We start from the raw sequence: 14509 nt of genomic DNA on the forward strand, positions 1-14509 counted from the left end.
GCACCGACGACGATGCCAGCGCCGATCGTCCGGACCTGCTCTACGCGGCGCTGACGCTCGGCGGCGAGACCCGCAGGGTCTACCGCTTCCAGTCCCCGGACGACGGCACGATCGACTATCTGGACGAGCAGGGCCGGTCGCTGAAGAAGTTCCTGCTGCGCAAGCCGATCGCCGACGGAATCATGCGCTCCGGCTTCGGCTACCGCCGGCACCCGGTCCTGGGCTACGCCAAGCTGCACACGGGCGTCGACTGGTCGAACCCGATCGGCACCCCGATCATGGCGGCCGGCAACGGCGTGGTGATCCGCGCGGAGATGACCTCGGGCTACGGCAACCGGGTCGAGATCCAGCACGTCAACGGCTACGTGACGACCTACAACCACATGTCGCGGTTCGGCCGCGGCATCCGCGAGGGCGTCAAGGTCCGGCAGGGCCAGATCGTCGGCTATGTCGGCTCGACCGGCCTGTCCACCGGCGCGCACCTCCACTACGAGGTGATCATCAACGGCCACTTCGTCGACCCGATGAAGATCCGCGTCCCCCGTGGCCGGGAACTCGACGGGCGCCTGCTCGCCGATTTCAAGCGCCAGCGCGAGCAGATCGACGCCACTATGCAGAAATCGAAGAGCGCCACAGCCCTCGCCCAGCGCGACGCGGCGGTTCGCTGAGGGTGCGCGTCGCCGCTCAGGCGAAGCCGAGCCGGGCGCGGACAGCCTGGGGCGTCGCGCCGGCCTCCCGGAGGTCGGCGAGGGATCGCGAGCCGCGCGACTTGGACAGCTTCTCGCCCCCGGCATCGAGCAGCAGCGGGTGGTGGCGGTAGCGCGGCACTGGCAGCCCGAGCAGGGCCTGGAGGAGCACGTGCAGGTCGGTGGCCGCCTCCAGGTCGCGGCCGCGCACCACGTGGGTGATCCCCTCGACCGCGTCGTCGTGGACCACGGCGAGATGGTAGCTCGTCGGCACGTCGCGCCGGGCGATCACCGCGTCGCCCCAGCGTGTCGGATCCGCCGCGACCCGGTGCGCGCCGGTCCCGTCGAAGGCGACGTAGCCGTGCGTCGGGCCGGCGCGGCGCGTCGCGGCCGCCATGTCGAGCCGCCAGGTATGCGGGTCGCCGCGGGCGATCCGGTCCGCCGCCGCCGGGCCCAGGTGGCGGCAGGTGCCGGGATAGAGGGGCACGCCGTCCGGATCGCGGGGGCTGTCGACGCCCGAGGCGATGCGCGCCCGGATCTGGCCGCGTGAGCAGAAGCACGGATAGGCGAGCCCGCGGCCGATCAGCCCGTCGAGGGCGGCCCGATAGTCCGCCATGTGCCGGGACTGATGCCGCACCGGCTCGGGATAGGTCAGCCCGAGCCAGGCGAGGTCGGTGACGATCCCGTGGACGAAGTCCGGCTTCGAGCGCGCGGGATCGATGTCCTCGATCCGGAGGCGGCAGACGCCGCCCATCCGGGCGGCGAGGTCCGCGTTGAGCAGGGCCGAGTAGGCGTGGCCGAGGTGCAGCCGCCCGTTCGGGCTCGGCGCGAAGCGCAGCACCGGCGCCTCGGCGCTCACGGGCCGGACCGCCGGATCAGCCGTCGCGGCGGTGCAGGCACTGCAGCGCGCCGGGCTGGCAGGCGATCCCGGGCAGCGAGCAGGCCGGCCCCTCCGCCAGGCGCCGGCAGACCGTGCAGCCGTCGCTCCACTCGAGGCAGGCCGGGTCCTCGGCCGCCGAGACCGCCGGCGCCGCGTGCCGCGCGGGCGCCAGGGCGCCGATGAGCACGGTGGCGATCACGAGGAGTGCGGCGCCCCAGGCGGCGAGCGCGCCGCTCGACGAGCGCGGTGCGGGCGGCGGTGGGCTGGCTGTCGACATGGGCGTCCTGTTGGCGCGGTACCCGCCCGCCTGTCAACGCGCGCCCTCAGGCGGCGCGCGCGGACTGCCGCTCCAGCAGCGGCGGCAGCAGCTTCAGGTTCAGCGGCTTGGCCAGGAACCCGTCGAAGCCGGCCGCCCGGGCGGCGGCCTCGTCCTCTCGTCCGGCATTCGCGGTCAGCGCGACGAGGTGGAGCCGCTGCGCCCCGTCCGATTCGGCGGCGCGGATCCGCCGGGCGGTCTCGTGCCCGTCGAGGCGGGGCATCCGCACGTCGATCAGCGCGAGGTCGAACGGGCCGTCCGTCTCCAGACGCGCGAGGGCCTCGAGGCCGTCGGCGGCGTGGACCACCGTGACGCCGAGCCGCTCCAGGGCCCGGGTCGCCAGCAGGGCGTTGATCGGGTTGTCCTCGGCCAGCAGGACCCGAAGGCTGCTGCCGACGCGCGGCGGCACCGCCGGCGGGGCCGCCGCGGCCTCGACCGGGCCCGCCGACGCGAGCAGGCGCTCGAACAGGGAGCGCGGCCGGACCGGCTTGATCAGGTAGCCGTCGAAACCCGCCGCGCCGGGGGCCCCGAAGCCGCGCCGGTCGAACGGCGAGAGGAGCACGAGGCTGGTGCGGACCCCGCAGGCGCGCGCCGCGTCGGCGATCTGCCGCACCGCCGTGTCGCCCAGAGCCCGGTCGGCCAGCACCGCGTCGAAGGCCGCGCCCGACAGGGCGTCGAGGCCCGAATCCAGGCTGTCGACGATGACGGTGGCGGCCCCGGCCCGGGACAGGCTGCGGGCGAGGTAGGGCGCCTGGAACGGGGAGTCGGCGACGATCAGGCAGCGCCGCGGGGCGAGCGTCGGCAGCGGCGCGCGCCCGACGCCCTCGGCCCCCGCGACCTCGGCGAGGGGCAGCAGGACCCGGAAGGTCGAGCCCCGCCCGAGGCGCGAGTCCGCCTCGATCCGCCCGCCCATGCGGGTCACGAGCCGCCGCGTGATGGCGAGCCCCAGGCCGGTGCCCTCGTGGCTGCGGCTCGCGCTGCCGTCGCCCTGCTCGAACTCCTCGAACAGGATCGGCAGCCTCTCCTCCGGGATGCCCGGGCCGGTATCCGCCACGGCGAGCACGACCTCGCCGCCGGTCCCGGCCCGCGCGAAGCCCAGGCTGACGCCGACGCCGCCGCGCTCGGTGAACTTGATCGCGTTGCCGGCGAGGTTGATCAGGATCTGCCGCACCCGGTCGGCATCGCCCAGCACGGCGGCCGGGAAGTCCTCGGCCACGTCGAGGGCGATCTCGATGCCCTTGTCCTGGGCGCGGGGCGCCAGCAGCTCGACGACCCCCTCGGAGAGCGCCGGCAGGTCGAAGGGCTCGGCCGCGAGGTCGAGGCGCCCGGCCTCGATCCGCGAGAAGTCGAGGACCCCGTCGATCAGGCCGAGCAGCGCCTGGCCGCTGGTGCGGACCGCCTCAACGTAGGTGCGCTGCTCCGGATTCAGCTCGGTCCCGAGCACGAGGTCGGCCATGCCCAGGATGCCGTTGAGCGGCGTCCGCATCTCGTGGCTCACCGTCGCGAGGAAGCGGGATTTCGCGACGCTCGCCGCCTCGGCGCGCTCCAGGGCCGCGTCGCGGCTGCGGATCGCCTCGACCCGCGCGGTCACGTCCCGGCCCGCGCGCAGCCAGTGCGTCGCGTCGCCGTGCGCCACCGGCATCTCCACGAAGGCGAACCAGCGCGCCCGCCCGTCCGCCGTCCGGACCTGCGCCTCCAGGCGGCGGACCCCGTCCGGCCCGATCTCCACGGCGTTCCGGTCGAGGATCTCGAGATCGTCCCGGGAGCCGATCAGCGCGATCGGCTCGCGGCCGAGCAGGCGGGCGAAATCCTCGTTGGCGTAGGTGATGCGTCCGCGGGCATCGCGCTGGACGATGATCTCGGTGGTGGCGGCCACCAGGGCCCGGTAGCGGTCCTCGCTCTCGCTGATCCGCCAGATGCGGTCCTGCAGCCGCTCGGCCTCGCGCTCGGCGCGCCGCGTGCCGAGCAGGCGCCAGAGGCCGAAGGCCAGAGCGGCCGCTGTCAGGAGCGCCAGGACAGGCGCCATCGTGTCGATCATTCCGGCCTCCCCGGCGTCGGGCCGGTTCGCGGCAGGATCGCAGCCGAAGCTGAAGGCGGCGTTGGGAAAGGCCCTTAACCGCCGGTTGCGGACTTTGTGGAGTCTGCGGCGGAGTCTGCGGCGGAGTCCGCGGCGGAGTCCGCGACGCGGCGCGCGCTTAACGGAACCGTGAGGTGATCCGAAAAGCGGCTCGCGAGTTGCCTGCCAGGACGCGGGTCCGGACGGAGACGGCACATGCCCGGTGAGCACTACGACGTCATCATTGTCGGGTCCGGACCCGGTGGCGGCACGATGGCGTGGCGCCTCGCCCAGACGGGCAAGCGCATCCTGCTGATCGAGCGCGGCGACTACCTGCTGCGGGAGCCGCGGAACTGGGACAGTCAGGCGGTGATCGTCGATGGCTACTACCAGGCCAAGGAGACGTGGTACTCCTCGGACGGCAAGAGCTTCCATCCGGGCCTGCACTACTACGTCGGCGGGAACTCGAAGTTCTACGGATCGATCCTCTTCCGCCTCCGCGAGAAGGACTTCGCCGAGATCCGCCACCAGGACGGCGTCGCGCCGGCCTGGCCGGTCGGCTACGACGTGTTCGAGCCGTACTACCAGGCGGCCGAGGAGCTGTTCCACGTCCACGGCCTGCGCGGCGAGGACCCGACCGAGCCCTGGTCGACGAAGCCCTACGCCCATCCGCCGGTGGCGCACGAGCCGCGGATCCAGGAGCTGTTCGACAACCTGAAGCGGGCCGGCCACCACCCGTTCCACCTGCCGGTGGGCGTGCGGCTGGTGGAGAAGGACGGGCGCGCGGTGCCGACCTCGCCCTGCATCAAGTGCGAATCCTTCGACGGCTTCCCCTGCCCCACCAACGGCAAGTCCGACGCGCAGACCATGGTGGTGGACCCGGCCCTGCGCGACTGCCCGAACCTGACGCTGCTCACCCGCACCTACGTCGAGCGCCTCGTCACCGACGCCTCGGGGCGAACCGTCACGGGCGTCGTCGGCACGCGCGACGGCGCGCCGTTCGAGGCCTCGGCCGACATCGTGGTGGTGGCCTGCGGTGCCCTCTCCTCGGCGCTGCTGCTGCTGCGCTCGGCCAGCGACCGGCACCCGAACGGCCTCGCCAACGGGTCGGACCAGGTCGGGCGCAACTACATGCGCCACAACAACTCGACGGTGCTGGCGATCTCGAAGGTCCCGAACCCGACCCGCTTCCAGAAGACGCTCGGCCTCAACGACTTCTACTTCGGCGATCCGGACTCGAAGGACGGCTGGGACTTTCCCCTCGGCCACATCCAGATGGTCGGCAAGTCGGACGGGGCCCAGATCCACGGCGAGGGCCTGCCGGGCTTCCTGCAGTGGTTCCCCGACAAACCCTTCGACTGGATCGCGAAGCACTCCGTCGACTTCTGGCTGACCTCCGAGGACGTGCCGCTGCCGCAGAACCGGATCTTCTACAAGGACGGCAAGGTCCATCTCGACCTCACCGAGACGAACGTCGAGGCGCACAAGCGGCTCCGGCACAAGCTGCGCGAGATCTGCAGCTTCACCGACATCCACCCGCACCTGTTCGACCGCTCGCTCTACCTCGGCAAGAACGTCCCGATCGGCGGGACGGCCCACCAGGCGGGGACCCTGCGGTTCGGCGCGGATCCGAGGACGTCGGTGCTCGACACGAACTGCAAGGCGCACGAGCTGGACAACCTCTACGTGACCGACGCCAGCTTCTTCCCGTCGATCGGCGCCGTGAACCCGACGCTGACGATCATCGCCAACGCCCTGCGGGTCGCCGATCATCTCGTCGCCCGGATGGGGGCCCGGGACGCGATCGCGCCGCCCCGGCTCTTCGACCACACCGAGCCGCGGGAGCCGCTGCCGGCCTGAGGATCGGCGGGGCGCGGAGCGCCGCTCTCCCCGGGTCGTCCCGTGGTGCCGGCACCGGACACGCGTGATCGTCCCCGCGCGCCTGGGCGCCGGGGGCATGGCCCGGGAGACCGCACGAGGGACGCGGGACGCCGCGGGAACCCAGGTGTCGGCCAAGCACGCGCGGGATCCGATCCCCGCGGCGCCCCGCGGCACCGGCCGGGCATGGTCCCCGGCCGCTGCCGTCTTTCTCGTCGCGGCGTCTCCGACGTCCCGGTCCTGCGACTCCCCGTTAGCGGTCTCGGGCGAGGTGCGCGCACGCCGTGCCCGCAACCCCCGGAACCCGCATCGGCGCCGTGGCCTTCCAGCCGTCCCCCGCCTCGTCGTGGGCGGGTCCGCAGGTCGCTCAGGGTCAGCCCAGAGGCGGGTCGGCGCGGGGGCATTTCCTCCCCCGCCGGGCAGAGTGCCGCCCGGTCTCACGCCCGCGTCCGAGGCACGCCCCGCACCGGTCCGCCGCCCGGGGCGATGGCGGCTGAGAGCCACCGACGCGGGCGCCGCCCCGTCCCCGGACCCGACCGGTCAGCCACCGGGCAGGCCCCCGAAGGACGCCCCGGGATCGCTCCCGAAACGCCGCGGACAGGTGCGGTCAGGAAGCACAAAATAGGAACATTGTCAAGGTCGGAGCGCAGTTGGACGTCTCGACGCGCGGGGGCGAGCGCGGGTCCCCTCTCCCGTGCGGGAGAGGGACAGGGTGAGGGATCAGGTCTGTCCGGACGTGGCTCGACGCGGACGCGCGGTGATGGTCCGCCCGATCCGGAAACGTCTTGTCCCTCACCCCAGCCCTCTCCCGCACGGGAGAGGGGGCACGGCGCGGGTGTCCCGACCGGCGACGTCGGAGCGGGATCCTGGCCCATCGGCGCGGGGATCCCCGGGATGACGGGCACGCCGTCGCGTCTGCTATGTCGGGCGTCCGAATCCCCATCGAACGCGACGCCCGTGGCCATCGACCATATCGATCTCAGCCGGATCGACCTGAACCTGCTGGTCGCCCTCGACGCGCTGCTCGACGAGCGGAGCGTCACGCGGGCCGCCGCGCGCGTCGGGATCGGCCAGTCGGCGATGAGTTCGAGCCTCGCCCGCCTGCGCCGCCTGTTCGACGACGAGCTCCTGACCCGGGCGCCGGACGGGATGCGGCCGACGCCCCGCGCCCTCCGGATCGCCGAGCCGCTGCGCAGCACCCTCCGGCAGGTGCAGGCGCTGGTGCACCGGGAGGAGCAGTTCGATCCGGCCACGGTCGCGCGCACCTTCACGGTGAGCCTTCCGGACAGCGTCGAGGCGCTGCTCGGGCCGCGCTTGATCGCGCAGCTCCGCCGGGACGCGCCCGGCATCCGGCTGCTGCTGCGCTCGGTCGACCGGACCCGGATCCTGGACGAGCTCGACGCCGACCGGGTCGACCTCGCCATCGGCCTGTTCTCGGAGGGGCAGCTCCACCACAAGCAGCGCCTCCTCTACCGGGACAGCTACGTGGTGCTGTTCAACGCCGCGCTGATCGGCCTGGAGCCGCCGATCGGGCTCGACGATTACCTGCGCTTCCCCCACGTGCTGACGTCCCTGCGCGAGACCGCCCACGGGGTCGTCGACGACGCCCTCGCGCTGATCGGGCGCTCGCGCACCCTGGCGGTCACGACCCCGCGCTTCCTCGTCGTCCCGTTCATGGTGCGGGCGGCGCCGGTGATCGCCACGATGCACGCGCGGCTCGCCACCTCCTTCGCCAGCGCCCTGGCGCTGAGCGTCAGCCCCGTGCCGGTCCCCCTCGACGACGTGTCCGTGTCGATGCTCTGGCACGCCTCGTACGACCACGACCCGGCCCATCGCTGGCTCCGGGAACTCCTGGTCCGGCTGGCCCACGAGCCGCCGGCCCCCGGCATCATCTGAGCCCGGGGCTCAGAGGCAGGGATCGTCCGCGGCCTCCAGGCGGCCGCTCGCGATCGCCGCGCGGAACAGGGCGAAGTCGGCCGCATTGCGCTCCGCGTAGGAAGCCGCCCAGTCGGCGATCGCCCCGCTCAGGTCGTGGTGCTTGCCGCTGCCGCAGTATCCGGCGATCGCCGCCGCGTCGCCGGTCCGCGCGTGGGCGCGCGCCAGCAGCGTCCCGTAGGCGTACGAGAAGGTCAGGAGCGGCGCGCCGGACATCCGCGCCAGCGGGATCGCGCCCTTCAGGTTCTTCATCTGGCGCACGTAGAACGGCCGGCCCGCGATGCTGGTCCAGCCGAGCAGCGGGTCGCCCACCGCCTGGAGCAGGCGCTGGCCGTAGATCACCCGCTCGCCCCCGTGCCCGGAGAACGGCGCCGGCACGCCCGGCAGGTAGGGCGCGTGTGCCGGCCGGACCGCCTCCTTGACCTGGAGGAAGAGCGCGTCGGCGTCGGAATTGCCGAACAGCAGCGCGAGGTAGGCCCGGGTCCCGACACTGCCGACGCCGACGACGCGGTGGGCGACATCGACCACGTGGTAGCGGTCGAGCATGAAGCGTCGCTCCCGCGGCAGGGTCTCGGCGTAGCGCTCCAGGCCGGTGACGACGCCCTCGCGGGTCTCCGCGTCCACGGGCGTCAGGATCGGCGGATCGGTCTGCAGGCGCCAGCTGCCGTCGGTGCGCCGCTCGGCCACCTGGTCCAGCAGGCTGCGGTTGTTCCGCCGCCGCGCCTTGTCGACCGCCCGCCGCACCACGGCCCGGGCCTCCGCGTCCATCTGCAGCCCGGCGATGTGCGGGGCGTCGGCGCGGGTGGTCTGGTACCAGACGTCGAGGGAGCCCTGCGGCGCGAGGCGCCGCATCGTGTGCTGGTAGCCGGAGACCGCCTCCGTGACGGCCGCGCGCCGCTCGCTCGCCGGCGCGCCGGCGTCGGCGGTGGCGACCGCCAGCCCGGCCGCGAGGCGCTTGAGGTCCCATTCCCACGGGCCGATCGTGACCTCGTCGAAGTCGTTGAGGTCGAGGACGATGTCGCGCTGCGGCGTGCCGAACAGGCCGAAATTGTCGGTGTGCGCGTCGCCGTTCATCACGACGTCGATGCCGCTGCGCGGCCCGCGCGACAGGTCCCAGGCCATGACGTGCGCGGCCCCGCGCAGGAACGCGAAGGGCGAACTCGCCATCCGGGCGACCCGCAGCGGGATCAGGTGCGGCTGGCGGCCCGCGTGGGCGGCCTCGATCAGGGCGACCGGGTCGGGCCGGTCCGGATCGGGATCCAGCGCGGCCTGGCGCGCGTGGGGCACCTCGGCGCGCCGCCGCTTGCCGGCCTTGCGGCGCTTGTCCCAGGCCTCGACGCCCGCGCGGAGGTCGATCCGCGGGAACTCGGCGACCGGCGCCAGCACCGCGTCCAGGCCCGGGGCGTCCGCCTCCCGGTCCTCGGGCGGCGCCGTCTTGTCGCTCTCGATGCGATCCATCGCTGTCCCATCGCGGAATGCGGGGCGGCCCCGTCCGTGCCGTCGCCCACCCCGGAGCCGGGGCGGACGACCGCACGGTAGCATCCGGCCGGCTCTGTGACGTCACGGGCCCGGACGGCCCTTGACCACCCTACAGGCCGGCCCTCTAACGAACCGAGTATTCGGGGGGTGTTCCTCCGTCTCGTGTCGTTCACGGCCTCGCGATCGAAGTGCCGGGATCGACGTGGACGTCCCGGGAATACCGTTGCATCAGCGAGACTTCGCATGCCCAAGGGTTCAGATCTCCTCGTCGCGGCCCTCGAGAACGAGGGCGTCGACCGCATCTTCGGGATTCCCGGAGAGGAGAACCTCGACGTCGTCGAATCCCTGCGGAACTCCAAGATCGAGCTGGTCCTGACCCGCCACGAGCAGGCGGCGAGCTTCATGGCCGCCACCCACGGCCGCCTCACCGGCCGGCCGGGCGTCTGCCTCTCGACGCTCGGCCCGGGCGCCCTGAACTTCTCCACCGGCGCGGCCTACGCGCATCTCGGCGCCATGCCGATGATCATCATCACCGGCCAGAAGGGCATCCTGTCCTCGCGCCAGGCCAAGTTCCAGATCGTCGACGTGATCTCGTCGATGAAGCCGATCACCAAGATGGCCCGGCAGATCGTCTCGGCCTCCTCGATCCCCACCATCGTGCGCGACGCCTTCCGGGTCGCCACCGAGGAGCGGCCCGGCCCGGTGCTGCTGGAGCTTCCCGAGGACATCGCCTCCGAGGAGGCCGAGGCCGACCTCGTGCCCTCGCACCCGATCGACATCCCGGTCGCGCACCCGACCGCGATCGCGCGCGCCGCGGAGATGATCCTGAAGGCCGAGCGCCCGCTGATCATGCTGGGCGCCGCCGCGAGCCGCCCCCGCGCCACCGGCGAGCTCGGCGGCTTCGTGCAGCGCACCGGCATCCCGTTCTTCACCACCCAGATGGGCAAGGGCACCGTCGCGGGCGGGACCGACCTCTACATGGGCACCGCCGCCCTCTCCGAGCGCGACTACGTCCACGAGGCGATCGACAGGGCCGACCTGATCATCGCGATCGGGCACGACACGATCGAGAAGCCGCCGTTCTTCATGGGTCAGGCCGACCAGAAGGTCGTCCACATCAGCTACATGCCGGCCAACGTCGAGCAGGTCTACTACCCCGACGCCGAGGTGGTCGGCGACCTCGGCCCGACGCTGAAGCTCCTGGCCGACAAGCTCGACGGCAAGCTCCCGAACGCGGGCGCGCTGCTGCACCTGCGCGAGCACATTCTCAGCCATATCGGCGACCGGGCCGGCGAGGACCGCTTCCCGGTGACGCCGCAGCGCCTCGTGCGCGACGTGCGCCGGGTGATCCCCGAGGACGGGATCGTCTGCCTCGACAACGGGATGTACAAGATCTGGTTCGCCCGGAACTACCGCACCTACGTCGCCAACACGCTGCTCCTCGACAACGCGCTGGCCACGATGGGCGCCGGCCTGCCCTCGGCCATGATGGCGGCGATGCTCTACCCGAAGCGGCGCGTGATGGCGGTGTGCGGCGACGGCGGCTTCATGATGAACAGCCAGGAGATGGAGACCGCCGTCCGGCTGAAGCTCAACCTCGTGGTGCTCGTGCTCGACGACTCGGCCTACGGGATGATCCGCTGGAAGCAGGCGGTCGACAAGTTCGCCGATTACGGCATGACCTTCAACAACCCGGACTTCGTCCTCTACGCCAAGTCGTACGGGGCCACCGGCCACCGGGTCGAATCGGTGAACGACCTCGTGCCGACCCTCGACCGCGCCTTCGCGGCGGGCGGGGTGCACCTCGTGGCGGTGCCGATCGACTACTCGGAGAACACCCGCGTGCTGGTCGACGAGCTGCGCGCCAAGGTGAAGGATTTCGAGCCGGCCGAGTGACCTCGGCCCCGCAGACGGCTCGGCACGACAACAGGGCAGCGCGATGAACCCGTTCACATTCCAGACCACGCCGAACGTGCTGTTCGAGGCCGGCGCCTCCCGGAAGCTGCCCGAGATCGTCGGCAGCTTCGGGGCGAAGCGCGTCCTGCTCGTCACCGACAAGGGCGTGCGCGGCGCCGGCCTCACGAAGGCCGCCGAGGCGGCGCTGGCGGAGGCCGGCGTCGCCCTCGACGTCTACGAGGACGTGGTCGCCGACCCGCCCTCCACGGTGATCGAGGCGGCGGCCAAGCGCGCCCGGGACCTCGGGACCGACCTCGTCCTGTCGATCGGCGGCGGCTCGGCCCTCGATACCGCCAAGCTCGTGGCCTACCTCGCCAAGTCGGACGAGCCGCTGGATTCGATCTACGGCGTCGGCCTCGCCAAGGGCGACCGGCTGCCGCTGATCCTCGTGCCGACCACGGCCGGCACCGGCTCGGAGGTGACGCCGATCTCGATCGTCACGACGCCGACCACCGAGAAGAAGGGCGTCGTCGCCCCGAAGCTCCTGCCGGACTGGGCGGTGCTCGACCCGGAGCTGACGCTCGGCCTGCCGCCGCACGTCACGGCGGCGACCGGCATCGACGCCATGGTCCACGCCATCGAGGCCTTCACCAGCAAGAACAAGAAGAACCCGATCTCCGACCAGCTCGCCAAGCAGGCGCTGGCGCTGCTCTCGGCCAACATCCGCACCGCCTGCACGGACGGGAAGAACCTCGAGGCGCGCTCCGGCATGCTGCTCGGCTCGATGCTGGCCGGCATGGCCTTCGCCAACGCGCCGGTCGCGGCGGTGCACGCCCTCGCCTACCCGGTCGGCGCGATCTTCCACGTGCCGCACGGGCTCTCGAACGCCCTGGTGCTGATGGGGGTGATGCGCTTCAATCTCTCCCACGCGGAGGCGCTCTACGCCGAGCTCGCGCCGATCCTCGACCCGGCGGCCGCGGACCTGCCGCAGCCCGAGGCCGCCCGGCGCTTCGTGGAGAGCCTCGACGCGATCTGCCGCGACTGCAAGGTGCCGGCGTCCCTCGCCGAGGTCGGCGTCGCCCGGCAGGACCTGGAGCGCATGGCCACCGACGCGATGAAGCAGACGCGGCTCCTCGTGAACAACCCGCGCGAGGTCACCTACGACGACGCCTTCGCGATCTACGCCGAGGCGCTGGGAGAGGCGCGGCCGGCGGCGTGAGCGCGACGGCGGCGGCGGTGCTGGGGCTGTCGCCCGATCGGTCCAGCCTCCACCGTCATCGCGAGCGCGGCGAGGCGACCCAGGGCGGCGCGCCCGCGCCGAGCGTGGCGCTGCTGGATCGCTTCGCTTGGCTCGCGGAGACGGCGGGTCCGATGTCTTCAGCCCTGAGGCTGTGAGGAGAGACGCCAGCATGGACCAGTTCGACGCGTTCCGGGCGATGAGCGAGTTCTGGACCCGGGCCGGCGCGGGCTTCTTCACGCAGGGCGCGGGGCAACCCGCCCCCGGCTTCGGCTGGCCGACCTTTCCGACGCCTGACGTCGCCGGCCTCGCCACCGCGCAGGCCAAGCTGACCGAGGCCTGGACCGCCGCGACCGCCCTCTCGCAGACCCTCGCCAGATCCCTTCAGGGCGGTCCCGGCGCGCCGGACCCGACCGCCGGGGCTGTTCTCGCCCGGATCTTCGATCCGCAGGCCTGGCTCGGCGGCTCGGCCGAGTTCGACGCCGCCCTGACCCGCATGGCCGAGGGCCCGCAGCTCGCCGACCTGTGGCAGACCGAGCGGCGCTACGCGGCCCTGTTCACCGCCTGGGCGACGCTCCGGCGGGCGCAGAGCGAGCACCAGGCCGTGATGCTGGAGGCCTGGACGCGCGCGGCCGGGACCTTCGCCCAGGAAGCCAATGCCCGCGCCGAGCGCGGCGAGAGCTTCGCCTCCGCCCGCGAGATGATGGGCCGGTGGATCGAGACCGCCAACGCGGTCCTGCTCGAGGTCCAGCGTTCGGACAAGTTCCTGGCGTCTCAGCGGGCGGTGCTCCGGGCCTCGACCGACCTGCGCCTCGCCCAGCAGGACGTCGCGGCGTTCCTGTCCGAGTTCTACGGCCAGCCGACCCGCGCCGAGCTCGACGACGTGCACAAGAGCCTGACCGAGCTGCGCCGCGAGGTCCGGGCGCTCCGCCGCGAGCGCCGGCAGGCCGGCAAGGCCGCGAAGGCGGGCGGTTCACAGGTCGGGGAGGACGCCCATGGCTGATCAGGAAAGCCCGAAGGGACCGGCCGCGCCGCTGAATCTCACCCCCGCCGCGCTGCTGGCCGAGGTCGGTACCCTCGGCCGGCGGATCAGCGAGGGCGCCAAGCTGTTCGCCGATGTCAGCGACGCGGATGTCGAGATCGCCACCACGCCGAAGGATCTGGTCTGGAGCCAGGACAAGGTCAGCCTCTACCGCTACCGGCCGCTCGCCGAGAGCAAGGGCCTGCCGCCGGTCCTGATCGTCTACGGCCTGATCGGCCGCTACACGATGGCCGACCTGCAGGAGGACCGCTCGCTGGTCCGCAACCTGCTGAATCTCGGCCTCGACCTCTACGTGGTCGACTGGGGCAATCCGGGCCGGGCCGACCGCTACGTCACCATCGACGACTACGTGGACGGCTACCTCGCCGAATGCGTCGCCTTCATCCAGGAGGCGGCCGGGCGGGAGAGAATCAGCCTGCTCGGCATCTGCGAGGGCGGCGTCTTCACCACCTGCTACGCGGCGCTCTACCCCGAGACCGTCAACGCGATGGTGCTGACCATCACGCCGATCGACTTCCACGCCGACACGCGGGAGAACCGGGCCGGCCACGGCTTCATCAACGTCTGGACCCGCTCGCTCACGCCCGAGGATGTCGACCGGCTGATCGAGGCGCAGGGCTCCCTGCCCGGCGCCTTCATGGGCTCGGTGTTCTCGATGATGACGCCGATGCGGACCATGACGAAGTACAACCTCGACCTGCTCGACGCCCTCGACGACAGGAAGAAGTTCCTGAACTTCCTCCGCATGGAGAAGTGGATCGCCGACCGTCCGGACCATCCCGGCGAGGCCGCCAAGCAGTGGCTGAAGGACCTCTACCAGGACAACAAGCTGGTCGAGAGCGCCTTCGAGCTCGGCGGCCGGCGGGTGGAGCTGAAGGCCATCACCTGCCCGGTGCTGAACGTCTTCGCCCAGGACGACCACATCATCCCGCCCGCCACCTCGCAGGCGCTGAGGGATAAGATCGGCACCACCGACTACACCGAGATGGGTCTGCCCGGCGGCCATGTCGGCGTGTTCGTGGGCGGGAAGGCACAGAAGCTGCTGGGCTCCGGCATCGCCGACTGGCTCGGCGAGCGGGGGTAGCGTGCAGTCTCGGGGGAGCA

The 14509-nt window shown here is 72.4% G+C and carries 11 protein-coding genes (1 of these 11 running past the window's edge); 7 read left to right on the top strand and 4 right to left on the bottom strand.

Annotated features, from left to right (window positions below):
- A protein-coding gene (locus BKE41_RS13265; RefSeq protein WP_244413243.1) for a M23 family metallopeptidase crosses the window boundary here: on the top strand, window positions 1–668 show its 3' portion. Its footprint begins 1327 nt before the window's first position; the window shows 668 of its 1995 coding nt (coding positions 1328–1995); its start codon lies off the left edge, out of view; the stop codon is at window positions 666–668.
- A gap of 16 nt (window positions 669–684) precedes the next feature.
- Here the strand turns inward: BKE41_RS13265 and gluQRS are convergent, their stop codons facing one another.
- Genes gluQRS through BKE41_RS13280 form a run of 3 tightly spaced genes read right to left on the bottom strand, consistent with a single transcriptional unit; the run spans window position 685 to window position 3920 of the window.
- Window positions 685–1545: a tRNA glutamyl-Q(34) synthetase GluQRS gene (gene gluQRS, locus BKE41_RS13270; RefSeq protein WP_070999547.1), complete on the bottom strand. Its 861-nt coding sequence runs from the start codon at window positions 1543–1545 to the stop codon at window positions 685–687.
- A 16-nt stretch (window positions 1546–1561) separates the two neighbouring features.
- Window positions 1562–1843, bottom strand: coding sequence for a hypothetical protein (locus tag BKE41_RS13275; RefSeq protein ID WP_012319360.1), 282 nt, complete (start codon window positions 1841–1843; stop codon window positions 1562–1564).
- Window positions 1844–1889: 46 nt separating this feature from the next.
- Complete coding sequence (locus BKE41_RS13280) at window positions 1890–3920, bottom strand: ATP-binding protein (RefSeq protein ID WP_070999548.1); 2031 nt, start codon at window positions 3918–3920, stop codon at window positions 1890–1892.
- A gap of 234 nt (window positions 3921–4154) precedes the next feature.
- On the opposite strand from BKE41_RS13280, the gene BKE41_RS13285 reads away from it, so the two are divergent.
- Both BKE41_RS13285 and BKE41_RS13290 read left to right on the top strand, forming a co-directional pair.
- A complete protein-coding gene (locus BKE41_RS13285; RefSeq protein WP_070999549.1) occupies window positions 4155–5798 on the top strand; it encodes a GMC family oxidoreductase in 1644 nt (547 codons plus the stop codon).
- 975 nt (window positions 5799–6773) lie between these two features.
- A complete protein-coding gene (locus BKE41_RS13290; protein ID WP_029360946.1) occupies window positions 6774–7712 on the top strand; it encodes a LysR family transcriptional regulator in 939 nt (312 codons plus the stop codon).
- A gap of 9 nt (window positions 7713–7721) precedes the next feature.
- Here BKE41_RS13290 and BKE41_RS13295 read toward each other — a convergent pair whose 3' ends face one another.
- Entirely contained in the window at window positions 7722–9209 is a 1488-nt protein-coding gene (locus BKE41_RS13295) for a DUF2252 domain-containing protein (RefSeq protein ID WP_083374351.1), read from the bottom strand.
- 264 nt (window positions 9210–9473) lie between these two features.
- On the opposite strand from BKE41_RS13295, the gene BKE41_RS13300 reads away from it, so the two are divergent.
- From BKE41_RS13300 to phaC, 4 genes are all read left to right on the top strand, one after another.
- Complete coding sequence (locus BKE41_RS13300) at window positions 9474–11126, top strand: acetolactate synthase large subunit (RefSeq protein ID WP_012319365.1); 1653 nt, start codon at window positions 9474–9476, stop codon at window positions 11124–11126.
- 43 nt (window positions 11127–11169) lie between these two features.
- Window positions 11170–12345, top strand: coding sequence for an iron-containing alcohol dehydrogenase (locus tag BKE41_RS13305; protein ID WP_012319366.1), 1176 nt, complete (start codon window positions 11170–11172; stop codon window positions 12343–12345).
- A gap of 190 nt (window positions 12346–12535) precedes the next feature.
- Window positions 12536–13366 carry a poly(R)-hydroxyalkanoic acid synthase subunit PhaE gene (locus BKE41_RS13315; RefSeq protein WP_070999550.1) on the top strand — a complete coding sequence of 277 codons (831 nt, stop codon included), beginning with the start codon at window positions 12536–12538 and terminating at the stop codon, window positions 13364–13366.
- Window positions 13359–14489 (top strand): class III poly(R)-hydroxyalkanoic acid synthase subunit PhaC, encoded by a 1131-nt coding sequence (phaC, locus tag BKE41_RS13320; RefSeq protein WP_070999551.1) that lies wholly within the window; start codon window positions 13359–13361, stop codon window positions 14487–14489. Before BKE41_RS13315 ends, phaC begins: the two co-directional genes overlap by 8 nt.
- Window positions 14490–14509 lie beyond the last annotated feature (20 nt).

The organism is Methylobacterium sp. C1 (assembly GCF_001854385.1).
Taxonomy (GTDB): domain Bacteria; phylum Pseudomonadota; class Alphaproteobacteria; order Rhizobiales; family Beijerinckiaceae; genus Methylobacterium; species Methylobacterium radiotolerans.

Coding starts and splice junctions, on each gene's coding strand:
- BKE41_RS13275 (WP_012319360.1), bottom strand. CDS start 1,843: ATGTCGACAGCCAGCCCACCGCCGCCCGCACCGCGCTCGTCGAGCGGC.
- BKE41_RS13280 (WP_070999548.1), bottom strand. CDS start 3,920: ATGATCGACACGATGGCGCCTGTCCTGGCGCTCCTGACAGCGGCCGCT.
- BKE41_RS13285 (WP_070999549.1), top strand. CDS start 4,155: ATGCCCGGTGAGCACTACGACGTCATCATTGTCGGGTCCGGACCCGGT.
- BKE41_RS13295 (WP_083374351.1), bottom strand. CDS start 9,209: ATGGATCGCATCGAGAGCGACAAGACGGCGCCGCCCGAGGACCGGGAG.
- BKE41_RS13300 (WP_012319365.1), top strand. CDS start 9,474: ATGCCCAAGGGTTCAGATCTCCTCGTCGCGGCCCTCGAGAACGAGGGC.
- BKE41_RS13305 (WP_012319366.1), top strand. CDS start 11,170: ATGAACCCGTTCACATTCCAGACCACGCCGAACGTGCTGTTCGAGGCC.
- BKE41_RS13315 (WP_070999550.1), top strand. CDS start 12,536: ATGGACCAGTTCGACGCGTTCCGGGCGATGAGCGAGTTCTGGACCCGG.
- phaC (WP_070999551.1), top strand. CDS start 13,359: ATGGCTGATCAGGAAAGCCCGAAGGGACCGGCCGCGCCGCTGAATCTC.